Annotated in this window: 24 protein-coding genes; 13 read left to right on the plus strand and 11 right to left on the minus strand. The window is 61.8% G+C overall.

Going from position 1 to position 23,657, the window contains the following annotated elements:
• Window positions 1-75 precede the first annotated feature (75 nt).
• Genes ACWF6P_RS19885 through lysS form a run of 3 tightly spaced genes read left to right on the plus strand, consistent with a single transcriptional unit; the run spans window position 76 to window position 2,932 of the window.
• Window positions 76-909 carry an NmrA family transcriptional regulator gene (locus ACWF6P_RS19885; protein WP_452622190.1) on the plus strand — a complete coding sequence of 278 codons (834 nt, stop codon included), beginning with the start codon at window positions 76-78 and terminating at the stop codon, window positions 907-909.
• Window positions 906-1,409, plus strand: coding sequence for an anthrone oxygenase family protein (locus ACWF6P_RS19890; protein WP_378639056.1), 504 nt, complete (start codon window positions 906-908; stop codon window positions 1,407-1,409). Before ACWF6P_RS19885 ends, ACWF6P_RS19890 begins: the two co-directional genes overlap by 4 nt.
• An 11-nt stretch (window positions 1,410-1,420) precedes the next feature.
• Entirely contained in the window at window positions 1,421-2,932 is a 1,512-nt protein-coding gene (lysS, locus tag ACWF6P_RS19895; protein ID WP_452622191.1) for a lysine--tRNA ligase, read from the plus strand.
• Between the two features lie 48 nt (window positions 2,933-2,980).
• Here lysS and ACWF6P_RS19900 read toward each other — a convergent pair whose 3' ends face one another.
• The 4 genes from ACWF6P_RS19900 to ACWF6P_RS19915 form a co-directional block, all read right to left on the minus strand.
• Complete coding sequence (locus ACWF6P_RS19900) at window positions 2,981-3,358, minus strand: hypothetical protein (RefSeq protein ID WP_452622192.1); 378 nt, start codon at window positions 3,356-3,358, stop codon at window positions 2,981-2,983.
• Window positions 3,355-4,575, minus strand: a complete 1,221-nt coding sequence (locus tag ACWF6P_RS19905) for a hypothetical protein (protein ID WP_378639066.1) — start codon at window positions 4,573-4,575, stop codon at window positions 3,355-3,357. The genes ACWF6P_RS19900 and ACWF6P_RS19905 overlap by 4 nt, the downstream gene beginning before the upstream one ends.
• Window positions 4,568-5,380, minus strand: coding sequence for a hypothetical protein (locus ACWF6P_RS19910; protein WP_452622193.1), 813 nt, complete (start codon window positions 5,378-5,380; stop codon window positions 4,568-4,570). The genes ACWF6P_RS19905 and ACWF6P_RS19910 overlap by 8 nt, the downstream gene beginning before the upstream one ends.
• 85 nt (window positions 5,381-5,465) lie before the next feature.
• Window positions 5,466-6,260, minus strand: coding sequence for a hypothetical protein (locus tag ACWF6P_RS19915; protein ID WP_452622194.1), 795 nt, complete (start codon window positions 6,258-6,260; stop codon window positions 5,466-5,468).
• Between the two features lie 183 nt (window positions 6,261-6,443).
• Here ACWF6P_RS19915 and ACWF6P_RS19920 point away from each other — a divergent pair, with 183 nt between their 5' ends.
• The 5 genes from ACWF6P_RS19920 to ACWF6P_RS19940 all read left to right on the plus strand — a co-directional run bounded on the left by ACWF6P_RS19920 (window position 6,444) and on the right by ACWF6P_RS19940 (window position 12,123).
• A complete protein-coding gene (locus ACWF6P_RS19920; protein ID WP_378546685.1) occupies window positions 6,444-6,782 on the plus strand; it encodes a histone-like nucleoid-structuring protein Lsr2 in 339 nt (112 codons plus the stop codon).
• 105 nt (window positions 6,783-6,887) lie between these two features.
• Entirely contained in the window at window positions 6,888-7,829 is a 942-nt protein-coding gene (locus ACWF6P_RS19925) for an esterase/lipase family protein (RefSeq protein ID WP_378639077.1), read from the plus strand.
• Between the two features lie 5 nt (window positions 7,830-7,834).
• Window positions 7,835-8,725 (plus strand): esterase/lipase family protein, encoded by an 891-nt coding sequence (locus ACWF6P_RS19930; protein ID WP_378639081.1) that lies wholly within the window; start codon window positions 7,835-7,837, stop codon window positions 8,723-8,725.
• Between the two features lie 297 nt (window positions 8,726-9,022).
• A complete protein-coding gene (locus tag ACWF6P_RS19935; RefSeq protein WP_003945604.1) occupies window positions 9,023-11,566 on the plus strand; it encodes an ATP-dependent Clp protease ATP-binding subunit in 2,544 nt (847 codons plus the stop codon).
• 77 nt (window positions 11,567-11,643) lie between these two features.
• Entirely contained in the window at window positions 11,644-12,123 is a 480-nt protein-coding gene (locus ACWF6P_RS19940; RefSeq protein ID WP_378546273.1) for a nucleoside deaminase, read from the plus strand.
• Window positions 12,124-12,180: 57 nt separating this feature from the next.
• On the opposite strand, the gene fadD5 is transcribed toward ACWF6P_RS19940, so the two are convergent.
• The 3 genes from fadD5 to ACWF6P_RS19955 form a co-directional block, all read right to left on the minus strand.
• The gene (fadD5, locus tag ACWF6P_RS19945; RefSeq protein ID WP_452622195.1) at window positions 12,181-13,770 is read right to left on the minus strand and encodes a fatty-acid--CoA ligase FadD5; all 1,590 of its coding nucleotides are present in this window, start codon (window positions 13,768-13,770) and stop codon (window positions 12,181-12,183) included.
• Window positions 13,771-13,865: 95 nt separating this feature from the next.
• Entirely contained in the window at window positions 13,866-14,645 is a 780-nt protein-coding gene (locus ACWF6P_RS19950) for an enoyl-CoA hydratase (protein ID WP_452622196.1), read from the minus strand.
• The gene (locus tag ACWF6P_RS19955; protein WP_452622197.1) at window positions 14,642-15,631 is read right to left on the minus strand and encodes an NAD(P)H-dependent flavin oxidoreductase; all 990 of its coding nucleotides are present in this window, start codon (window positions 15,629-15,631) and stop codon (window positions 14,642-14,644) included. Before ACWF6P_RS19955 ends, ACWF6P_RS19950 begins: the two co-directional genes overlap by 4 nt.
• 340 nt (window positions 15,632-15,971) lie before the next feature.
• Between ACWF6P_RS19955 and ACWF6P_RS19960 the strand changes: the two genes are divergently transcribed.
• Window positions 15,972-17,195, plus strand: coding sequence for a TetR/AcrR family transcriptional regulator (locus ACWF6P_RS19960; RefSeq protein WP_452622198.1), 1,224 nt, complete (start codon window positions 15,972-15,974; stop codon window positions 17,193-17,195).
• Window positions 17,196-17,293: 98 nt separating this feature from the next.
• Window positions 17,294-17,728: an OsmC family protein gene (locus ACWF6P_RS19965; protein WP_452622199.1), complete on the plus strand. Its 435-nt coding sequence runs from the start codon at window positions 17,294-17,296 to the stop codon at window positions 17,726-17,728.
• Here ACWF6P_RS19965 and ACWF6P_RS19970 read toward each other — a convergent pair.
• Entirely contained in the window at window positions 17,703-18,185 is a 483-nt protein-coding gene (locus ACWF6P_RS19970) for a hypothetical protein (RefSeq protein WP_378639106.1), read from the minus strand. The genes ACWF6P_RS19965 and ACWF6P_RS19970 overlap by 26 nt on opposite strands.
• Entirely contained in the window at window positions 18,182-18,697 is a 516-nt protein-coding gene (locus ACWF6P_RS19975; protein WP_452622200.1) for a DUF4352 domain-containing protein, read from the minus strand. Before ACWF6P_RS19975 ends, ACWF6P_RS19970 begins: the two co-directional genes overlap by 4 nt.
• Window positions 18,698-18,721: 24 nt before the next feature.
• On the opposite strand from ACWF6P_RS19975, the gene ACWF6P_RS19980 reads away from it, so the two are divergent.
• Genes ACWF6P_RS19980 through ACWF6P_RS19990 form a run of 3 tightly spaced genes read left to right on the plus strand, consistent with a single transcriptional unit; the run spans window position 18,722 to window position 21,478 of the window.
• Window positions 18,722-20,077 carry a sensor histidine kinase gene (locus tag ACWF6P_RS19980; RefSeq protein WP_452622201.1) on the plus strand — a complete coding sequence of 452 codons (1,356 nt, stop codon included), beginning with the start codon at window positions 18,722-18,724 and terminating at the stop codon, window positions 20,075-20,077.
• Window positions 20,078-20,124: 47 nt separating this feature from the next.
• Entirely contained in the window at window positions 20,125-20,778 is a 654-nt protein-coding gene (locus tag ACWF6P_RS19985; RefSeq protein WP_452622202.1) for a response regulator, read from the plus strand.
• A gap of 55 nt (window positions 20,779-20,833) precedes the next feature.
• On the plus strand, window positions 20,834-21,478 hold the full coding sequence (locus ACWF6P_RS19990) for a DsbA family oxidoreductase (RefSeq protein ID WP_223257813.1): 645 nt from the start codon (window positions 20,834-20,836) through the stop codon (window positions 21,476-21,478).
• Here ACWF6P_RS19990 and ACWF6P_RS19995 read toward each other — a convergent pair.
• Both ACWF6P_RS19995 and ACWF6P_RS20000 read right to left on the minus strand, forming a co-directional pair.
• Window positions 21,424-22,725, minus strand: a complete 1,302-nt coding sequence (locus ACWF6P_RS19995; RefSeq protein ID WP_452622268.1) for a GAF domain-containing protein — start codon at window positions 22,723-22,725, stop codon at window positions 21,424-21,426. The genes ACWF6P_RS19990 and ACWF6P_RS19995 overlap by 55 nt on opposite strands.
• A gap of 59 nt (window positions 22,726-22,784) precedes the next feature.
• Window positions 22,785-23,564 carry an acetoin reductase gene (locus tag ACWF6P_RS20000; RefSeq protein ID WP_452622203.1) on the minus strand — a complete coding sequence of 260 codons (780 nt, stop codon included), beginning with the start codon at window positions 23,562-23,564 and terminating at the stop codon, window positions 22,785-22,787.
• Window positions 23,565-23,657 lie beyond the last annotated feature (93 nt).

Raw genomic sequence — 23,657 nt, forward strand, 5'->3', positions numbered from 1 at the left:
GACGGTAGACGCTGGCGTATGTTTTTGCGACCTTCGGCTATGGATCGTATTGCCGTCGCGCGGTCGAATGAGTTCATGACTTCAACAAGTGAAATTCAATCGGCAGTGGTGATCGGTGGTACCGGCAAGACCGGTGCGCGCGTTGCGCAGAGGCTGACGGCGGTGGGAATCCGTACCCGAATCGCGTCGAGAACATCCGGGTCGCGTTTCGACTGGAACGATCAGACGACGTGGCGGCCCGCGGTGTCCGGCGCCGAAGTGGCATACGTGACGTATGCGCCAGATCTGGCTGTTCCGGGATCGAGCACACACATCGAGGAGTTTGCGAATCTCGCGGATCGCGAAGGGGTTCGCCGCATGGTGCTCCTGTCCGGGCGCGGTGAACCGGCGGCGCAGAAAGCCGAACACGTTCTCGCCGACAGCGGTCTGGAATGGGCTGTGGTGCGGGCCAGTTGGTTTGCCCAGAACTTCAGTGAGGGGTATCTGCTCGATCCGATCAGGGAAGGCCACCTGGCACTTCCGGTCGGTGAGGTGGGGGAGCCCTTCATCGACATCGACGATCTCGCCGACGTGGCGGTGGCCGCATTGACTCGAACCGATCTCCTCGGCCGAGTCCTCGAGGTGACAGGTCCGGAGTTGCTCACTTTCGCGGCAGCGGTGGATGCGATCTCGACGGCGTCGGGTCGCCGCGTGACATTCGAAAGAATTGGACTCCAACAGTTTTCCGACGATATGGCGGAAGTCGGGGTCCCGAGTGACGTCGTGGAGTTGCTCACGTACCTGTTTGCCGAGGTTCTCGACGGACGGAATCAAAGTGTGACCGGCGTCGTCGAAGAGGTCCTGGGACGACCAGCACGCGATTTCTCTACTTTTGCCGCCGAGGCCGCTCGAACAGGGGTGTGGTCATGAAGAAGTCCGAGATCATTCTGGAGCTACTGGTCGGCGTGACTGCACTCGGCGCGCTCGTCGCCGGTGGTGCGTTGTTTGCCTTCTCTTCCTTTGTGATGCCCGCCCTGCGGTCGTTGAATACTCAAGCCGCGATCACGTCGATGCAGGCGATCAACATCGAAGCGCCGCGCAGTGCGTTGATGCTGCCGCTGGTCGGATCGGCGCTCACCGCTATCGCCGCTGGAATCTGGGCATCGATCTCCAGGCCGGACGGCTGGGTCCTTGCTGTTGTCGGTTGTGTCGGGGTGCTCGCGTCCTTCGCGGTGACCGCGATCTACCACGTCCCCCGCAACGACGCGTTTGCCTCGGTCAGCGCTACCGATACAGCCGCATGGGCGTCGTACGAAGCTGGTTGGACTATGTGGAATCACGTTCGGGTCGGGCTGTACTTGCTGTCGGGAATCGTGCTCGCGGTGGCCGCGGTGCTACCAGCAACAAACGCGGTGGACACGGCCCAGTAGTCTTGTACCCCGTGAGTGATGTAGAAGCCCAGCCAGTCGACGACACCCCCGAGCAGCTCCGTATCCGGCGCGAGAAGCGTGAACGGATCCTGGCGCAGGGGCAGGAGGCGTACCCGGTTTCGGTCGATCGCACCCACACGCTCGCGCAGATCCGCGCGGAGTACCCCGAACTCGAGCCGGACACGGCGACTGGTGTGCTGGTCGGCGTCGTCGGCCGCGTCATCTTCATGCGCAACACCGGCAAGCTGTGCTTCGCGACTCTGCAGGAAGGCGACGGCACCCAGCTGCAGGCCATGATCAGCCTCGCCGGCGTCGGCGAAGAGGCACTGGCCGCCTGGAAGTCCGACGTCGACCTCGGCGACTTCGTCTTCATCCACGGTGAGGTCATCAGCTCCCGTCGCGGCGAGCTCAGCGTGATGGCCGACGCCTGGCAGATCGCATCCAAGTCGCTTCGCCCCCTGCCGGTTGCGCACAAGGAGATGAGCGAAGAGTCCCGGGTGCGTCAGCGCTACGCGGATCTGATCGTTCGCTCCGAGGCTCGTGACAACGCCCGCAAGCGCGTCGCTGTTGTCCGTGCGCTGCGCAATGCGCTCGAGAGTCGCGGCTTCCTCGAGGTCGAGACGCCGATGCTGCAGACGCTGCACGGCGGGGCGGCGGCCCGTCCGTTCGTCACGCATTCGAACGCTCTCGACATCGACCTTTACCTGCGTATCGCGCCGGAACTGTTCCTCAAGCGTTGCGTCGTCGGCGGTATCGAGAAGGTCTTCGAGATCAATCGCAACTTCCGCAACGAGGGCGTCGACTCCACCCACTCGCCCGAGTTCGCAATGCTCGAGACGTACGAGGCCTACGGCACGTACGACGATTCCGCGAAGATGATTCGTGAACTCGTCCAGGAAGTTGCGCAGGAAGCATTCGGCACGCAGGTCCTCACTCTCGCCGACGGTTCCGAGTACGACGTCAGTGGTGAGTGGCAGGTTCTCGAGATGTACCCGTCGTTGTCGGCGGCCATCGGCACCGAGGTCACCCCGGATACGACGGTCGACGAGCTTCTCGCTCTGGCGGAGAAGGTCGGCCTCGAGGTTCCCAAGGACAAGGGTTACGGCCACGGCAAGCTTGTCGAGGAGCTGTGGGAGCACCAGTGCGGCGATCAGCTGTACGTGCCGACGTTTGTCCGTGACTTCCCGGTCGAGACGTCGCCCCTGACCCGTGATCACCGCAGCAAGAAGGGTGTCACCGAGAAGTGGGACCTGTACATTCGCGGATTCGAGTTGGCGACCGGCTACTCCGAACTTGTCGACCCGGTCATCCAGCGTGAGCGCTTTGTCGATCAGGCGCGCCTCGCGTCGGCCGGCGACGACGAAGCGATGGTGCTGGACGAGGAGTTCCTCGCCGCGATGGAACAGGGCATGCCGCCAACAACGGGCACCGGCATGGGAATCGATCGACTGCTGATGGCTTTGACCGGCCTCGGTATTCGCGAGACGATCCTCTTCCCGATCGTCCGTCCTTCCGCTCGCTAGCTTTACTTCGATCAAGGTTCGGCCGCACATGTTGCGGCCGAACCTTTTTCAGTTGGGACGCTCCCAAGGGATTCGGTACGGTTCGTAGTCTTCGTCCCCGTCAGATATCGGCGGTGCGGAGAACCAGATGAATCTGGGTGAGTTCTTCAGCTCGACCAGTTCAGCAGGGAGCGCTCGAAGTTGGGATTCGATTTGTTCCCAACGACATTCGCCTGCCGCCACCCTTGCTGCGTAGTGGCGAAGTTCGGGTGAGGCTTCGGGTCTGTCGGCAAGAAAGTTCAGCAAGTGGTCGGTGACGTCGATCCGGGAGTCCCAGTCCCCGTCCGTGACCCGGTCCAACTTGATCGCTGCATCGGCCACCGCGGCCGCTGCTTTCATGATCTTGTCGTAGCTGCTGCGCAGCTCGGGAGGTATCTCGGAGTTCATACGGCATCAGCCCACGGATCGCGACCGGTCCCCGGGTTGTAGCCGGTCTTCGGCGTATTCAACACGCCCTCCGCATCCGCGACACCGGCGATCGACAGGCCGAGTTCGGTCTTCTTCTTCGCGTCGTCGAGTGTGTCGACGACCGGTGCGAGCAACCGTTCGGACATCTCGCTCAGCTTGCCGGATGGTGAGGTGACGAGATCGAGGAACTCCTTCAAACATTCGACCAGGACTCGGATATCGTCGACAATTTCCTGAACTTTCTGTGCGGTCGAGAATGCTGCGCTGACCAGTTCTACCGTGATGATGGATGGTCCGGCATACGGAACTCGGCGAAGAACCCATTTCATCGCCGATGTCCCGTCGGTAATTTGAACCTGATCATCGAGTTTTCGTTCCAAGAATCGAAGGGCTGATTCGACACCGCGTCGGATCTGATCCGAGAGAACGTACAGAATCTCTTTGACGACTCGACCGTGTGGGCCTTCCCATTTCAACGCTTCCGACAGTTTGCGTGAGTATCCGTCGAACGACTGGGCGGCAAGGCCGTCCCAGCTCTCGCCGACTCGCTTCGTTCCGTCTTCGAGATTCAAGCCGCATTTTTCGATGCCGTCGCCGCCGGTTTTGTATGCGTCGCCGATCCGTTTGAGCTCGTTCCAATTACCGCTCAGCGGTGCGATCAGTCGTTCCAGCGGGCTCCATCCGGTCACAATCTTGAATCCGTTGTCGACGTCTCCCACCCACCCCGCAGATTCCGCGATGACCTTTCGGATGTCGTCGGTCGCAGACTGGGGTGGTGGAAAGTCGACGGCGTTTGCCGGCTTGAACTCTGCTGGACTGTCGTACGGCACGGCGGGGCCAGATATTGGATTCTCGGAATTGTAGGGCGACATGTCCACAATTGACATTTCACTGTGCGCGTTCAGCGCATCGTAGTTTCGCTTCTCTTGATCGTGGTACATCCACGCAGCACGATTGAGATGCATGCCGGTAGTAGCGCAATCGGATGCCAAGTTGGCATAGCGGCGGTAGGTGACATCGGTGTACGTCTGGAGTGGCGTTGAGAGTAGTCGCATCAACTCGCCATCAAAATCTCCGAACGGAGCGGTGTGGTGCAATACCAAGCGGCAGCCGACGCCAGCGTCCTCGCCGATCTGAGTAGCAAGTTTCGACAGCCCGGCGATTTCGCTCGAATCGGCGGTAAAGGATTCATCCATGCGCGGTCGCCTGAGTTTCGGACTTTCGTATTGTTGCGATGATTTGGTCGATCGTGCTCTGGTTGAGTGTGTCAGGCAGTCCCTGATCTGACTGGACAAGGAAGACCATGACCTCGGCTGTGGAGTAACCGGGTGTGGTGACGACATCGAATTGTGCTGAGGGCGGATCGCATTCGTTGTCCGCCGAGATATTGGTGGCGATTGCGGTGTATCGGATCGCAGGGCGTCCGGAGATGGTGAAATTCGTGGGTCCGCTGTAAGCGATGCTGGCGCGAGTGCCGTTCTTGGCGGCGAAGATTGCCTCGGCTTTGTGGACCCATTCTTGTGCTGCGGTGTCGATGTCGACGCCGTTGCGCCCTGTGGCCCCAGTCAGGGCGAGGGTGCTGCCATCAACGGCCGAGCAATAGTTTCTTCTGTACTGGCCGAGCGCACCAAATGTAACCGGACCCCATTTCGTATTCCATCCAGCGACTGAGGTTGCGGCGTTCTTCCAGTCGGCCGGGATGTCGTATGTGAGGCCGAATTTGGTGGCTATGGGCTGGGGTTGGCCGGGTTCGACCTCGATTTTGGGTGGTGGTCGATCCAGTGATGGGAATCCCGGTGGCAGTGGTGGGGGCGGCGTTGTGCTTGTGGTGTTGACGGGTGGGGCGAGTGCGGTTGCGAGTGATTCCGCTGGTGGGAGTTCGTCGGTGTGTGCGTTGCTGATGTGTCCCATGATGAAAAAGAATGCGTAGAGTCCGGCGATGGCTCCGCCGATTCGCAGTAGCGCTCGGTAGAGGTCTTTTCTCGAGCCGTCTTCTGTCATGATTCCCCCCGTCTGGATGCATCCCCCGATGCGTTCCGGGGACTTTACCGTCTACCGCGCAACGACGTCGGTAGGCGGTAGCGCGTCAATCTGTTGTTCGACGGATTGTTGAAATGATTTGGTCGATCGTGTCCTGGGCGAGGGCGTTAGGCAGCCCCTGATGCGATTGGACGAGGAAGATCATGACCTCGGCTGTGGCGTAACTGGGTGTTGCGACGATGTCGAATGTTGAGGAGGGCGGGTCGCATTCGTTGTCGGCGGGGATATTTGTTGCGGTTGCTGTGTATCGGATCGCAGGGCGTCCGGAGATGGTGAATTCGGTGGGCTTGCTGTATGCGATGTTGGCGGTGTTGCCCTTTTTGTCGGTGAAGATTGCTTGGGCTTTGTGGACCCATTCTTGTGCTGCGGTGTCGATGTCGACGCCGTTCCGTCCAGTCGCTCCCGTCATCGCGAGTTTTGCGCCGTCGGAAGCCTCGCAGAAATCGTAGGCATATTCGCCGATCGCACCGAAGGCGATCAATCCCGCTGCCGTGCTCCATCCGGCAATTGCGTCCGAACCGTTACGCAAGTCTGGCGGAATGTCGTATGTGAGACCGAATTTGGTGGCTATGGGCTGGGGTTGGCCGGGTTCGACCTCGATTTCGGGTGGTGGTCGATCCAGTGATGGGAATCTCGGTGGCAGTGGTGGGGGCGGCGTTGTGCTTGTGGTGTCGACAGGTGGGGCGAGTGCGGTTGCGAGTGATTCCGCTGATGGGAGTTCGTCGATGTGTGCGTTGCTGATCTGTCCCATGATGAAAAAGAATGCGTAGAGTCCGGCGATGGCTCCGCCGATTCGGAGTTGCGCTCGGTAGAGGTCTTTTCGCGAGCCGTCTTCTGTCATGATTCCCCTCCGGATGCATCCCCCGATGCGTCGCGAAGAGTGTATCCGCACTGTCCTTGTCGCAAGACAAGTCAACCGGCATACCCGGTGGTGAGTAGTCCCAATCATCCGGATCAGCCGAGACAGGACGTTTGTCCAGGTGCTATTGTCGCTGCTTATCGAAGGATCCGGGGAGGAATGGTCGTGGTGAAAAAGGTTGTTGTCACGATGGTTGACGATCTGGACAAGAAATCGCCCGCTGACGAAACTGTCGAGTTTTCCGTCGACGGAGTTGCATACGAAATCGATCTGACCGCCGCCAACGCCGCGGAACTGCGTGATGCACTGAAAAAGTGGATTCCCCATGCAAGAAAGTCGAATTCAGCCAAATCGGTCAACGGGTCGGTGGCCAAATCGCGCCCGGTTGCCGACCGCGATCAGAGTGCCGCCATCCGTGAATGGGCCAAGGGAGCGGGTTTCGAGATCTCGGCCCGGGGACGCATTTCCACCGAGGTGCGCCGAGCCTACGAAAAGGCCGTCTGAAATGGATCGCGAATGGATTTGGGCGCATTTTCCCGAAACGGATTGGTAACGCGTTCTAGTTTGTTAGCGTCTGCACGGTTCGCATCTCTCTCAGAGGAGTCGGTCGTGCACAGAATCAGGTTGTTCGGGGGCGTGGTTCTTGCCGCTCTGATGCTCGTCGGGTTCACATCCGTGGCTTCGGCTCAGGCTCCATTGCCCGTGCCCAACGCATTCCTCGCAGGAGTTCCTCAGGAGTTGGGAAATCCTGGCGGTTCAGCTCCTGGATCCAATGACTTTTCATGCAAACCGACTGCCGAACATCCCAATCCGGTTGTGCTCGTTCACGGAACCGGTGGAAACAGGCAGACCAACTGGGCCACCTATGCGCCGTTGCTCGCCAACGAGGGCTACTGCGTCTTCGCGCTGACGTACGGCAACTTCCCCGAGCAGCCGTGGCCGTTGTCAGCAATCGGTGGAATGCAGGAAATTCCCTCCAGCGCAGCGCAATTGTCGAATTTCGTCGATCAAGTTCTCGGCGCTACCGGCGCAACGTCGGTGGATCTCATCGGCCATTCGCAAGGCACGATCATCAACGGGTACTACGCGAAGTTCCTCGGCGGTGCTGACAAAGTGGACAACATCGTCTCGGTGGCGTCGCTGTGGAAGGGAACGCTCGGAAACGAGCAGGCAAGTGTCGGCCGCAGCCTTCGCGAACTCGGGGTATCCGAGGCAGCGCAGGCCGGATTCCCGATATGCAAGGCGTGCCTGAACATGGGGGCCGGTTCGGAGTTCATCGAAAATCTCCGTGCGGGAGGCGTTTACGCGCCGGGTGTTCACTACACGAACATCACGACTCGCTACGACGAACTGGTGCTGCCGTATACAAATGGTCTCGAGTCCGGGCCGAACGCCACCAACATCGTCGTTCAGGACGGTTGTGAGCAAGACATCTCTGATCACCTCGCTATCGCGGCATCGCTGCGCGCCGCGACTTTTGCTCTCAATGCACTCGACCCCGCGCATCAGCGGCCGGTACCGTGCAACTCGGTATTGCCCGTCGTGGGTTGATCAATATGCGGAGGCCTTCGGTGGGGATCAGAACATGCGTGGGCGCTCTCGCTCTGGCGGGAGCCGTGGCCGCGTCCGCCGCGCCGCTTGCGTCGGCGAACGAACCTCTCCCCGTTCCGTCGGGTTTCTTCAGCGGAATCGCTCTCGAAGCGATCAACCCGGGCGGATCGGCTCCCGGTACCAACGATTTCTCATGCAAGCCTTCCGCTGCTCATCCTGATCCGGTAGTCCTCGTGCACGGGACGGCGGCCAACCGTCAGACCAATTGGGGCGTACTCGCGCCCGTACTGGCCAACGAGGGGTACTGCGTTTTTGCGCTCACCTTCGGGAATCGAGCGGACCAGCCGTGGCCGATTTCCGCAGCCGGCGGTCTCGCGCCACTCAGAGACAGCGCAGAGCAGCTGTCGGAATTCGTCGACGACGTCCTCTCTGCGACGGGTGCCTCGAAGGTCGACCTGATCGGACACTCTCAGGGAACGACGGTCAGTGCGTACTACGCCAAGTTCCTCGGCGGCGACGCGAAGGTTTCCACGATCGTCTCCATCGCTCCGTTGTGGGACGGCTCGGAGGTCGGTCCGCCTGAAGGCGTCGGGGGACCGGATTTCGACAACGCCACCTTCGTGACAGAGCTGCGCGACGCCGGCGTCTACTCCGAGGGCGTCGAGTACACCAACATCGTGACTCGGTTCGATCAAGTGGTCGTTCCGTACAGCAGCGGAATCCTCGCCGCGTCGAATGCGTCGAACATCGTTGTTCAGGACGGCTGCGAACAGGACCTGTCGGATCACATCGCGCTGGTGGCGTCGCAGCGAACGGCGACTCTGACGCTCAACGCGCTGGATCCGTCGAATCCGCGTGAGGTGCCGTGCGCTCGGGTACTCCCGATATTCGGCTGATCAGGCGTCGAAAATCGCTGTTCGCTTCAGGCGTACAGGAACCGGGAAACGATTCCCTCAGCTGCGACGTTGTGAACGGTAAGCAGTCCGGCTTCCGCCGCCAATCGGGTGGAGGAGCAGCAGGTGGACTTCGCGCCCTCTAGAGTAATAAGTGGGGTCGTGCAACCTTTGTCGATTCGTGGACGTCAGTCCGCTGACCGGCGAGGCGATCAGTCTGTAGTGCCGGAGCGAAACGCGGCGACCAGGGACGAGACATCCGGTCTCGAACCTGCCCGCCGGAGAGTGTGAGGGAGAGCGATGTTCGAGAGGTTCACCGATCGCGCGCGGCGCGTTGTTGTCCTGGCTCAAGAAGAAGCCAGGATGCTCAACCACAACTACATCGGCACGGAGCACATCCTTCTCGGCCTCATTCACGAGGGCGAAGGTGTTGCAGCCAAGTCGTTGGAGTCGTTGGGTATCTCCCTCGAGGGAGTCCGCAGCCAGGTCGAGGAGATCATCGGCCAGGGCCAGCAGGCTCCGTCCGGTCACATCCCCTTCACACCGCGCGCCAAGAAAGTCCTCGAGCTGAGTCTGCGCGAAGCGCTGCAGCTCGGACACAACTACATCGGTACGGAGCACATCCTGCTCGGTCTCATCCGTGAGGGTGAGGGCGTTGCAGCCCAGGTTCTGGTCAAGCTCGGTGCCGATCTCAACCGCGTCCGCCAGCAGGTCATCCAGCTGCTGTCGGGCTACCAGGGCAAAGAGCCCACCGAAACCGGTGGCACCCGCGGAGAGGCCGGCACGCCGTCCACCTCGCTCGTGCTCGACCAGTTCGGTCGCAACCTGACGCAAGCTGCCCTCGAAGGCAAGCTGGACCCGGTCATCGGCCGCTCGAAGGAAATCGAGCGTGTCATGCAGGTTCTCTCGCGTCGTACCAAGAACAACCCGGTTCTCATCGGTGAACCCGGTGTCGGTAAGACCGCTGTGGTCGAGGGCCTGGCTCAGGCAATCGTCAACGGTGAGGTCCCCGAGACCCTCAAGGACAAGCAGCTGTACACGCTCGACCTCGGGTCGCTCGTGGCCGGCAGCCGTTACCGCGGTGACTTCGAAGAGCGCCTGAAGAAGGTTCTCAAGGAGATCAACACCCGCGGCGACATCATCTTGTTCATCGACGAGCTGCATACCCTCGTGGGTGCGGGCGCGGCCGAGGGCGCTATCGACGCGGCCTCCATCCTCAAGCCCAAGCTTGCTCGCGGTGAGCTGCAGACCATCGGTGCCACCACGCTCGACGAGTACCGCAAGTACATCGAGAAGGATGCCGCTCTCGAGCGTCGTTTCCAGCCCGTTCAGGTGGGCGAACCGACCGTCGAGCACACCATCGAGATCCTCAAGGGTCTTCGTGACCGCTACGAGGCTCACCACCGTGTGTCCATCACGGACGGTGCTCTCGTGGCAGCGGCGACGCTGGCCGACCGCTACATCAACGACCGCTTCTTGCCGGACAAGGCGATCGACCTCATCGACGAGGCGGGCGCGCGAATGCGCATCCGTCGGATGACTGCACCGCCGGACCTGCGCGAATTCGACGATCGCATCGCCGACGCGCGTCGCGAGAAGGAGTCCGCGATCGACGCGCAGGACTTCGAGAAGGCCGCGAACCTGCGTGACAAGGAGAAGACCCTCGTCGCTCAGCGCGCTGAGCGTGAGAAGCAGTGGCGTGCGGGCGACCTCGACGTCATCGCCGAGGTCGACGACGAGCAGATCGCCGAGGTTCTGGGCAACTGGACCGGTATCCCCGTCTTCAAGCTCACCGAGGAGGAGACCACTCGTCTGCTCCGCATGGAAGAGGAACTGCACAAGCGGATCATCGGCCAGGAAGAGGCAGTCAAGTCCGTCTCGAAGGCGATCCGTCGTACGCGTGCAGGTCTGAAGGATCCCAAGCGTCCCTCGGGCTCGTTCATCTTCGCCGGCCCGTCCGGTGTCGGTAAGACCGAGCTCGCGAAGTCGCTCGCCAACTTCCTGTTCGGCGACGACGACGCTCTGATCCAGATCGACATGGGCGAGTTCCACGACCGCTTCACCGCTTCGCGTCTGTTCGGTGCCCCTCCCGGGTACGTCGGATACGAAGAGGGCGGCCAGCTCACCGAGAAGGTGCGTCGCAAGCCGTTCAGCGTTGTGCTGTTCGACGAGATCGAGAAGGCACACCAGGAGATCTACAACACCCTCCTGCAGGTGCTCGAGGACGGCCGTCTCACCGACGGTCAGGGACGTACCGTCGACTTCAAGAACACGGTGCTGATCTTCACGTCCAACCTCGGTACGTCGGACATCTCCAAGGCAGTCGGCCTGGGCTTCAGCTCGGGAACGGGCACGGAGTCGAACTACGAGCGCATGAAGCTCAAGGTTCACGACGAGCTGAAGAAGCACTTCCGTCCCGAGTTCTTGAACCGTATCGACGACATCGTCGTCTTCCATCAGCTCACGAACGAGCAGATCGTTCAGATGGTCGACCTGATGCTCGCTCGCGTCGAGGCGGCTCTCAAGAACAAGGACATGGCCATGGAGGTCACCGACAAGGCCAAGTCGCTTCTGGCCAAGCGCGGATTCGATCCGGTACTGGGTGCACGACCGCTGCGTCGTACCATCCAGCGCGAGATCGAGGACCAGATGTCCGAGAAGATCCTCTTCGGAGAGATCGGACCGGGCCACATCGTGCTCGTCGACGTCGAGAACTGGGACGGCGAAGGCTCGGGCGAGGACGCGAAGTTCACGTTCACGCCCACCAAGAAGCCGATCGACGTGCCGGACGCACCGCCGATCGAGCTGACCAAGGCCGGCGAAAGCGAAAGCGCAGCAGAGTAGTACAGCAGAGTAAGTAACAAACGGGCGGCACCTCACCGGTGCCGCCCGTTTCGTGTATCACGGGAGAGGATGTGCACATGAACGACATCGAACTGGGTCACCTGCGCCGTTGCGTCGAATTGGCTTCGGAGGCATTGGATGCCGGTGACGAACCTTTCGGTTCCGTCCTGGCATCGGCCGACGGAACCTTTCTGGCGGAGGATCGAAACCGGATTGCGGGCGGCGACAACACCCGCCACCCCGAGTTCGAGCTGGCGCGGTGGGCGGCTCAATACCTGACGCCGGAAGAGCGCTCCACAGCAACGGTGTTCACCTCGGGCGAGCACTGCGCGATGTGTTCGGCAGCGCACGCATGGGTGGGACTGGGACGTATCGTCTACATCTGCTCTTCGGCCCAACTAGGCGACTGGCTCGCGGAGTGGGGTGTGGCTCCGGCACCGGTGAAGTCTTTGTCCGTCAACGAGGTTGCGCCGAACATCCCGGTCGAAGGCCCGGTACCGGAGTTGGTTCCGCAGGTGCGAGAACTGCATCGGAAGTTGCATTCGCAGAGCGCTTGACGGGCACACACAAACGGGCGGCACCTCGCTGGAGGAGCCGCCCGTTTGTGTGTGGAGTCAGGAAACTGCGTCGACTGCTCGAACCTTCTCTCGCAGTTCACCCTTGACGACCTTGCCGCTTGCATTACGCGGCAGCGCTTCCACGACGACGATGTCCTTCGGGTGCTTGTAGCGCGCGAGCCGATCATTGAGGAAGATGCTCAGCTCCTCGATGGTCAGGTCCACGGCTGAACCTGGCGCCATCGCGACGATCGCGACCGGCACCTCACCCCACTTGGCGTCGGGGCGACCGACTACGGCGGCTTCGATGATCAATTCGTGTTCGTAGAGGACGTTTTCGACCTCGGCGCAATAGATGTTCTCTCCGCCGGAGATGATCATGTCCTTCTTGCGGTCGACGACATAGACGAAGCCTTCGTCGTCGACGCGAACGAGATCACCCGAGTGGAACCATCCACCGTGGAACGCGTCAGCGGTGGCGGTGGGGTTGTTCCAGTACTCGCTCATCATCGTGGGCCCGCGGTAGACGATTTCACCGATTTCACCGGGCGCCACGTCGTCCATGTTCTCGTCGACGACTCTGGCCGAGATGGTCGGGATGACCCGACCGACGGATCCGAGCTTGCGAATCGCATCCTCGCCGTCGAGAACGCAAGTGATGGGCGACATCTCGGTCTGACCGAAGACCGCGACATTGAATGCGTCCGGGAAGGTTTCGGCCATTGCCCGCAGGATCGTGTCGGACGACGGTGCGGCGCCCCACGAGATGTTCTTCAGTGACAGTGCTCGAGGTTGCGCCTTCTGTACGGTGCACACGGCCTGCCATTGCACGGGCACGAGGAACAAGCTGGTGACCTTCTCGGCTTCGAGAATGTCGAGTAGTTGACCCGGGTCGAATGCGCCGACCGGATGGATCACCGTGGTCGTACCGAGTTGCAGGCTCGGTGCGATGGAACCGAGCGCTGCGATGTGGAACATGGGCGACGCACAGAAGCCGATGGAATCGGCATTGAACAAGTGGAAGGCCCTGATGCAGGTCAATGCTTGCGAAGACAGGTTGGAGTGGGAGAGCACCGAACCCTTGGGGCGACCGGTGGTTCCCGACGTGTACATGATGAGAGCCGCAGTGTCGTCCGGGATGTCGACGAACGCGTGCTTCTCGCCGTCTTCGCTGATCAAGTCCTCGTATTTCAGGCTGTCACCCTCGGCGGGGGCGCCCACAGTGATGGAGATGTCGATCCCCTCGGACGCGGCGCGCGCAGCTCCGGCCAACGGAGCCAACGGTCCTTCGGCGACAATGACTTTGGAGCCGGAGTCGTTTACCAGGTAAGCGACCTCGGGTGGTGTCAGACGGAAGTTCACCGGAACAGCGATCGCGCCCAGTGCGTTGGTCGCGAGCACGACCTCGAGGTATTCGGGGCGGTTGAGCATCAGGATGAGCACGCGGTCGCCGAAGCTGACGCCGCGTCGGGCGAGAGCGTCCGCCAGCTTCTCGACGCGTGCGTCGAGGGTGCTCCAGGTGATGGAATCGCCCAAGAATCGCAGCGCGGTGCGATCGGGAATCATCTGCGCATGCCTGGCGATCTGATTGTTCCAGTTGGTGCGGCGTGAACGCTGCGCCTCGGAGACTGCATCGGTGGAGGCCATCGATGGGTTCCTCTCATGCGTGGGTGATTGTGTGACTCAGGCTACAGTGAGCCGTCGAAGTGCACAGTGGTTTTGTTAACGAAAATTCGCAGCGGTCACTTGAAGTGCGGTGCACGCTTCTGGAGCATCGCCATCGCGCCTTCTTTGAAGTCCTCGCCAGTGAGAAGTTCTGCCTGACCGGTATTTTCGAGCTCCAGGGCGGCGTCGAGGCGGTCCAACGTAGCCGCATTGAGTGCGCGTTTGGTGAGTTCGAGGGCGCGTCGAGGAGCCTTCGACGTGCGATCGACGACGGAGTCGACGAGTGCGTCGAACGCGTCGTCGGAGACGGTGCGAGACACGAGCCCGAAACGCTCGGCGTCCTCGGCGGAAACCCGCTCGCCCAGCAACGCCATCTCGGCCGCGCGGGCGCGTCCGATCGCCGCCGGTACCAGCGCGCTGGCACCGCCGTCGGGCATCAGGCCGATGTTGACGAACGAGAGAAGGAAGTAGGCGCTCGACGCTGCGTACGTCAGATCCGCGGCTAGGGCGATGGATACACCGACGCCGGCGGCCGGGCCGTTGACCGCAGCGATCACCGGGACTGGGGCGCTGGTGATGGCGCGAATCAGAGAAGTTGCCGCATCCATGACGACCTTCGGGTCTGCGGGGTTGACGGCCGCTGCGGCGAGGTCGGCGCCGGTGCAGAACGCGCGACCGGAGCCGGTGATGACGATGGTACGAACTGCCGGGTCTGTGCCGCCGTCGTGGACGGCGGCCGCGAAAGCGTTCATCGTGGGCAGATCGATCGCGTTCATGCGCTTGGGGCGATCGAAAGTCAATCGCAGTACACCGTCGGTGATTTCGGAGCGGAAGCCAGCCTCGGCAGTGGCGGTCATGCCGCGCTCACCGCCGTCACGAATCCGGAAAGCCGTGAGGTGATGATGTGTTCGGCCTCCGAGACCATACGGTCGATCATGTCGGCGACGGTCGGGATGTCGTTGATCAATCCCTGGCTTTGGCCGGCCGACCAGATGCCCGCATCGAGATCGCCGTCTTCGAAGACCTTGCGCCCGCGTGCTCCGGCGACCAGATGCTGAATGTCGCTGAACTCTGCGCCGCCGCGTGCCTCGATGTCGACGACCTCCGCGCTGATCGCATTCGCGGCCACGCGTGCCGTGTTGTGAAGGGTCCGGAAGATCAGCTTGGTATCACGCTCGGTGTTTGCGACAATCTGCTCTTTAACCGATTGTGCTACAGGGGATTCCACGGTGCACATGAATCGAGTTCCCATGTTGACGCCGTCCGCTCCGAGAGCAAGAGCCGCAACGAGTCCTCGGGAATCTGCGATTCCGCCCGAAGCGATCACGGGAATCGTGAGTTGCTGCGTGGCAGCCGGAATCAGAATCAGCCCTGGTATGTCGTCCTCCCCTGGATGCCCGGCGCATTCGAAACCGTCGATGCTGACGGCGTCGACGCCCAGTCTCTCAGCCTTGACCGCATGTCGAACTGCAGTGCACTTGTGGATAACCTTCACGCCCGCGTCCTTGAAATGCGGAAGATGATCGATCGGATTGGAACCGGCGGTCTCGACGATCTTGATCCCGGATTCGATGATCGCCTGGCGGTATTCGGCGTACGGCGGCGGCGTGATCGACGGCAGAATAGTGAGATTGACGCCGAAAGGCTTGTCGGTGAGATCGCGGGTCCGAGCAATTTCCTTGACGAGGTCTTCCGGTGTGGGCTGGGTGAGGCCCGTCAAGAACCCGAGGGCACCGGAATTTGCCGTGGCCGCAACAAGTTCTGCGCGTCCTACCCACATCATGCCGCCCTGCACGATGGGATGGTCTACGCCGAACATCTCGGTGAATCGAGTGCGAATCATGTGCTCACAACTACTTTCTTACGGTCGGTCTATCGACGTCGAACCCTCTTGGGGGCAAGGAAAAACCCCACGCAGCATGGAATGAGCCCGCCAGCGGACTCGTGCAAGTTTGTGCGAATCGTCACTAACATAACACCGGGGTGAGAGCGTGTGTCAAGACTCTTTTTGCGGAATCCGTCCGTCGCAACACCTGCGTTGTAGGGTTTCGGGTGAAGCTGTACCGGGCGCGAATTGCGACTTTCGTGACGGTTACCATGATCCGTTCGGACTCGCGCTTGTGAAAGAGCGGTGCAGCGGACGAAGGACGTAGAAGAGGAAAGCAACGGAAGTGGAGGGTTTGGTGCCCGGACAGACACGCGTCTCCGTGCGCGGCAGTGAACCTGCACCACGGACGCGTCCGAAGAATCGGAAGGCGCAAATCGCGGCCGCTGCCGCGGAGGCGTTCAGTGAACGTGGCTACCACGCGGTCGGTATCGACGAGATTGCAGCGAAGGTCGGAATCTCCGGGCCGGCCCTCTACCGTCATTTCCCAACGAAATACGCGCTTTTCGTCTACACGGTGAACAACCTGACGCAGGCGTTGTTGGATGCCAGCGATCCAGCGGTACACGGAAACGAAGATCCACGCGAGCAGTTGAACTCCACGATGGTGGGTGTCATCCGCGCGACGATCGAGAATCGGCGCAGGGGAGGGCTCTACCGTTGGGAGGGGCGCTACCTGGTCGACGAGGATCGTGAGCAATTGCGGGTGGGAATGCGCACGCTCAATCTTCGGATCGCCGAGCCGCTTGCCGCGGTGCGTCCCGAACTCGATCCGGCCGATGTAGAGCTGATCGCACCGGCCGTGCTCAGTGTGATCGCCAGTATTACCGGACACCGATCGGCGTTGTCCGCCAAGCAGATCGAAGCGCTGATTCTTTCGGCATGCTGGTCTGTCATCGGCGTCGAATTGCCCGTTGGTGAGGAGGATGGCGCGAGGGTAGCGGCGTCCGAACGCAAGACCGGCCTGGTGCGGACGTCGAAACGTGAAGTGCTGCTTCAGGAAGCAGTTTTGCTGTTCTATCAGCGCGGCTACCACGACGTGAGCATCGAGGAGATCGGTGCCGCGGCGGGTATCAATGCGTCGAGCGTGTATCGGCACTTCGCGAGCAAGGCCGACCTACTTGCTGCTGCATTCCACCGGGCGTCCGATCGTCTGACTATGACGTTGGGTTCGGCCTTGGCGGAGTCGGAGACTCCTCTCGCGGCCGTCGAGACGTTGGCGAAGATGTACGTCGAGGTTTCATTCGGGACCAGCGAACTGTTGGCCGTGTACTTTGCCGAGATCGGCAGCTTGCCGGATCGATCACGGACCGAGTTGCGCAACATTCAGCGGCTCAATGTCGAGGAGTGGGCGCACCTGTGCGTCGAGGCACGTCCGGAGTTGACGATCGTCCAAGCGCGGTTCCTCGTCCATGCGGCGCTCGGACTGGTCTTCGACATCGGCCGAATCGTGCACTTTTCCTCCGGGAACTCCGCGCAGGCGCGTGTCGAGAAACTGCTGTCTGCGACGCTCCTCGGGTAGAGCAGTCCGAAACAGTAGGTGTGACTTCACGTATCGCGGGTAGGTTCGTGATCGCAAGGCGTTCACCGAATCATGTGAAGACGGAAGTAGGGACAGCAATGCCAACTCGTACCGCACGCACCGCCTGGAACGGCACCCTCGAGGCCGGATCGGGACAGGTGGAACTCACCAGCTCGGGCGTCGCCACCTTCGACGTGTCGTTCCCCAAGCGCGCAGCTGAGGAGGCCGGCGGAACCACCAGCCCCGAGGAACTCATCGCCGCGGCGCATTCGTCCTGCTACGCGATGCAGTTGTCGGCCCTGATCGCCGAGGCCGGCGGAACCCCGCAGAGCCTCGACATCACCGCGGACGTGTCACTCGGCCCCGACGCGGTCGGCTTCAAGCTCACCGGAATCAAGCTCACCGTTCGCGCCGAGGTCGACGGCCTCGACGCCGACGGTTTTGCCAAGGTTGCCCAGGCGGCAAAGGAAACCTGCCCGATCAGCAAGGCTCTCACCGGCGTCGACATCACGTTGGACGCGGCCCTGGACTGATCATCTCGTGCTCGGGCGCCCCCTCCGGCGCCCGAGTGCGGTGGTGTGTGATGACCAGGTAGCTCGCGAACAGTATCGGGAGCACCCACAGATCCGAGGGATCGCGAAAGACCACGATCGGCACGAGATCTCCGCGGAATCCTCCTGCGGTCAGGCGGAGAAACCCGATCACCCACTCGTACGCGTCGCCGATCGGCGGTACCACCTTCACGGCGGCGAAGCCGATTCCCGTGACTGCGATGGACCAGGCGATCGCTGCTCGCCCCACCAGGTTTCGCCTGAGCACCTCGAGAACCGAGAGAAGAAGCAGGGGAAACAGGAACACACCGGCGACGTCGGACAGCTTGCCCGTCATCGTGTTCCCGAAGGCTCCTTTGAGTACGTGGTCGTTGACCAAGATGACGGCCACCGAGACCAGCGCCCACGGACTCAGCAGCAGATCGCCCGGACGGTTCACGACAGGTTGATCGTTGCCGAGCCGGACGAGAACAGATCGCACTTGAACTGAAGGCGCAGACCGGTGGCGGCTTCGGGGACCTCGTACGCCAATTCGCCTCGCTTGGCAGCGCCCGGCGCAAGTTCTCCGTCGACACTCGACGTGCTGCTGTCGGTGAACGTGATGTTGTACGACTTGTTGGTCGAGTCTTGCAGTTCGAAGCACATTACCGATGACACAGTCGACGGCTTGTCGCTGTTGTTGGTGACCTCGGTGTCGACGACGACGTAGCGGTTTCCGGGATCCGCGGTGATGAACTGATTGGTCGAGACGTAGGGATCGACAACGCCGTGTACCTGGACGCGCCAGTCGCCCAGTTCGACGACGTCACCGATACCGAACGCAGCCGCAGGTGCGGCGGACGAACCGTTGTCGTCGACCTTCTTCGCTTCGTCTGTTTCGCCCGAGGCGATGGTTGCGAACAGGGCTGCGCCGACGGCGAGGAGGGCGAGGGGAGTACGGAGTGATCGCATGATGTGCGCCTTTCGAGAGTTGGTATGGCACAAGTCAACGATGTGGGGACCGCTCACCGCTTCGGTCGAAAGATCGGGGAGCCTCATCCTTTCGGTCGGAGCTTGACGGTTCGTCCACCCGTTCGGCTGATTCGAGGCGTCGGTGGCGGTGGATACGCTTGCTCGGTGATCACCACCAAAGGAACCGTTGTGCGACGACGCGTGTGGACTACCGCCGCTGTCGCGTTCAGCCTTTTCTGTTCCTTCATGACGGTGGGCATCGCCGGCGCGTCGGGAAATATGCCACCGGTATTGGTCGGGATCGGGTTCGTCCTGGGCGTGGCCGGTGGGATATCTCTTGTCTGGCGCCATCAGTATCCCTGGGTGGTTCTGGCGATCACGCTGGTCGGCCCGTTGTTCTTCCCCACCGATGCGACGGCGGCGCTCATCGCATTGTTCGCCGTTGCTCGGATCGCGCGTGGGCCTCGGCTTGCTGCCGCTGCGGCAGCTGTCTTCGTCGCGTGCGGAATTTCGTTGACCTACGACGCTTTTCGCAATCGTGAGTACTCCGTTCTCACGATGGGAACGATGAAACCCAAGGACGGTTCGGCGGTTGTTCAATACGACGTCGCCATCTGGATCCCGTGGCTCGTCGCAGCCGTCATGGTCGGCATCGTCGTGGCGCTCTCGCTCCTGATTCGGACCAGAACCGAACTCGTCGAGGCCGAACACGTACGGGATCTTGCCACCGAGAAAACAGACGTGATGCGCGACGAGATGATTCGCACCGAGGAACGAACGCGGATCGCGCGCGACATGCACGACACGATCGCGGCCAGTCTGAGCCGGATTTCGTTGTTCGCCGGTGGGTTACAGGTCAGCGCGGCAGACAATCCCGAGAAGGTCGTCAACACCGCTGCGATGATCAGAACCACCGCGCACGAGGCTTTGGACGAATTGAAGGGAATCGTCGGAGTGCTCAGGGGAAGCGGTGATCGCCGCGAACACGGCGGGCACCAGGGGATCGACGCGATCGGCGATCTGGTCAACGGTGCACGCGCCGCGGGCATTCACTGCCGTCTCGAATCGGAGTTGCTCCCGGGTGATGTCGGAATGCTGGCGGGGCACGTCTGTTATCGCGTCGTTCAGGAATCGTTGACCAACGTCCAGAAGTACGCGAGCGACCAGATGCTCGTCGTTTCGGTGACCGGGTCGCCGCACGACGGAATTCGTATCCTCGCACGCAACAAGCTGAGCGAGCTTGCACCCATGACGTCGATCGGTTCGCGGTCCGGCTTACGCGGGTTGGCCGAACAGGCAAGAGAGATCGGCGGCAAGGTCGAGGCAGGCGCGCTGGAGGACGATTTCCTCGTCAGTTGCTGGGTGCCCTGGTCGTCGTAGCCCGACTAGCTCTAACTGTCGGGGTCACTGGGTAATCTGAGCGCACTATGGACGCTGACTCACGAATCACAGTTTTGATCGTCGACAACGACGCCTGGGTTCGGCGCGGGATGAAGGACATCCTGGAAGCAGCGCCGGACATCGTGGTGGTTGCCGAGGCCGAGGACGGCGATCAGGTCGCAGCCAAGGTCACTCGTTTTCGTCCGCACGTGGTGTTGATGGATCTGAAAATGGCACGGGTGGGCGGCTTGGCGGCCACCCGAGAACTGATGACCATGAGCAATCCGCCGAAGGTCATCGCGATGACCGCCTTCGATGTCGACGACATGGTCGTGCAGGCAGTCGAGGCTGGTGCGCACAGTTTCCTGAGCAAGGATGCGGCGCCGGAGGCGTTCCAGCAGGCAGTACGGGTGGTTGCGTCGGACCACTCGTTGTTCAGCTCCGATTCTCTACGCGCCATCGTGGCCTCGTCGCCGCGTCGGCAAGCACCCGATCAGACTCCGCTCGCTTCGCTCACCGACCGCGAGCGTGAAGTGCTGACAATCCTGGCGACGGGCGCGGCCAACAGCGTCATCGCGGAGCGACTGTACCTAGGTGAGACCACCGTCAAGACGCATATCTCTTCGCTGTTCGCCAAGCTCGGTGTGCCCAACCGGGTGAGTGCGTCGTTGATCGCGTTCCGGTGTGGCCTGGTCGCGTGACTCGGGACTAATCCCGCCCCTGTTTGTTGTTGCACCTTCGGTGACTGATCAAATCGTGATTGACCAAGACGTGACCATCGAAGTGTGGTCGGACGTTGCTTGTCCGTGGTGCTACATCGGAAAGACCAGGTTCCTCTCGGCTCTGGATCGTTTCGAGAACAAGGACCGCGTCAACGTCATCTGGCGTTCGTACCAGCTCGCTCCGGAGACTCCGGTGGGAGAAGGACGCACCGAACTCGACGCCCTGGTCGAGATGAAGGGTATGGCGCCTGATCAGGTACGTCAGATGTTCGCCCACGTCAGCGCGACGGCAGCCGAGGTCGGGTTGACCTTGGACTTCGAAACCGTGATCGCCGCCAATACCTTTGATGCACACAGGTTGCTGCATCTCGCAGGCGAGCGGCAGAACGAACTCCTCGAAGCGCTGTTCAAGGCTCACTTCAGCGACGGCAAGGTGATCGACGACCGTGAGGTGCTGGTCGAGCTGGCAGTAAGCGTCGGCCTCGACGCCGATGTCGTGCGCGAGCAACTCGACTCCGATGCCGCCGCGGAGGCGGTACGCGAGGATCTGTCCATGGCGCGCCAACTCCAGGTCAGCGGCGTCCCGTTCTTCGTCGCCAACCGTGCGGTCGCAGTATCCGGCGCTCAGCCCGAAGAGGTGTTCTTGCAGTTGCTTACGCAGGCCTCCGAACCGGCCTGAGTACGGCGAGCGGCACGAACTGCCGGCGCGTTCGAGAACGGCAACAGATGTGCGCCGTCGTCGGGGCAGGAGAGCGTGACCTGTGCTGCATCGACGAACCGGTACGGCTGCGCCGCAACAACTCCGGCAAGGTTCTTTCGCAGACGCGACATCTCGGCCCGCGCGGTCACCGTGCGGGCCGGATCTCCGAACAGATCCTGCGCCAACCGAGATGCCGTCAGTCCGCGCCTCTCGGATCCGAGGAGGAACAAAATCTCCGCATGCCGCTGGGTCGGGGAGTACGCCCATTCGCCCAACCCCGACGTGACGGTCACCGACATGTTCTCGGAATCGCGCAGATCGATATGCACCGTGGGGGCGGTGATTTTCTCGCCGGTGGTGATCGGCCGAACCAGCCACCCGCCGGGAAGCGGATCCAGTTCGCACAGGCCCAGGGCGGGGAACCACGTCCTGCCGGGAGCCAAAGCTGCGGGGAGCAGCACGCGCGAGCGGTGGGGTAGCGCGTCGACCGCCGCTACCCAGCCATGGGTATCGATCACCAATGCAGGTGATCCGCTCCGTGCAAGCATCGGCCCTGCAACAGAACGTAATTGATCGAGATTGTCCCGATGCTTGTCGCGCAGGTGTGATTGGGCAAGACGTGCGACGGCGTCGACCAGAGCCAGTGTGGTGGGGTGGACGGTCTTGGCGGGACCACTGATGTCGACTACGCCGATGACACGGTCGTCCCGCGGATCGCGGATGGGTGCTCCAGCACAGGTCCACGGATGATGGCTGCGCGCATAGTGTTCCGCCGAGAAGATCTGAACCGCCTGTCGTGACACCAATGCCGTTCCGATGGCGTTGGTGCCGACGCTGTCCTCGGCCCAGTTCGCACCCTCGACAAATCCCAGACGCGCAGCTTGGTCCAGTACTCGATGGGACCCGCTGCGCCACAGAACAGTTCCGCGAAGATCTGCGACGACCATGATGTTCTCACCGCTCGCGGTAACCGATTCGAGTCCACGCGTCACGTCGTCGAGCACGTCGTACAGTCCGGACTCACGACGACGGAGATCGAGTTCGGCGACGTCCATGGACGGTTCGACCCGGTTGTGTTCGGGGTCGATACCTAACTCGCGCAGGCGCTGCCACGATTGGCGGACCACGTCCCTTGGGCGGGCCGGTGCGCGGTCTCCGGCCATCGTCGCGTCGTACACCGCGGCGAGGGTCCTCGCGTAGTCGCGAGGATCCTCACCGGGCGGCATCGCGGGCTCGGGCAACCGCTTTTTCAGCGAAGGCGCCGTTTTCAGTGAAGACACCGCGGTCAGCGGTAAACGAGGCCGCCGTCGATGAGACCGGCCTGCCCGGTCATGTAGTCGGAGTCGGGCCCGGCCAGGTACGAGACGAATCCTGCTACGTCGTCCGGGGTTTCAGCGCGCCCCAGAGCAATTCCGCCGACGAACTTCTCGTAGGTGGCGCCCTCCGGCGCACCGGTCAACTCGGCGAATCTCTTGTCGATTGTCACCCACATGTCGGTACCCACAACGCCGGGGCAGTACGCGTTGACGGTGATTCCGTCCGATGCGTATTCCTTGGCCGCAGCCTGTGTGAGTGCTCGGACCGCGAATTTTGTTGCGCTGTAAACACCTAACATGGCGAACCCGTCGTGGCCGGCGATGGACGACGCGTTGATGATCTTTCCGCGCTGACCGAGCGCCTGGAACTTTGCCGCTGCGGCCTGAATTCCCCACAGGACGCCGTCGACGTTAACGCTCCAGATTTTGGAAACCTCTTCCGGCGTCGCGTCGGAGATCGGGCCGACGAGAGCGATTCCCGCGTTGTTGACGATGACGTCGAATCCGCCCAATTCCTGGTGTGCGTGTTCGACGGCTGCGTTGACCTGCGCTCGATCGCTGACGTTGGCGACAAACGTGGTTGTGCGACGCCCGATCCGTCGAATCTCGTCGGCAACCGCATCCAGCTTGGTCTGGTCGAGGTCGACCAATGCGATATCGGCGCCGTCGTGGGCGAGGCGGAGTGCGATTCCGCGCCCGATGCCTTGGCCGGCGCCGGTGACCAGTACTACCTTGCCCGTGATGCTCATGCAGTTTCTCCTCGTAAGCAGTGAACCGGTTGCCTGGGAACCGATGAGTGATTTGTATGTGACGGCGACCACAATGCGGAAGGGTTGCACCGT

This window comes from Rhodococcus sp. NPDC055024, from assembly GCF_053608585.1.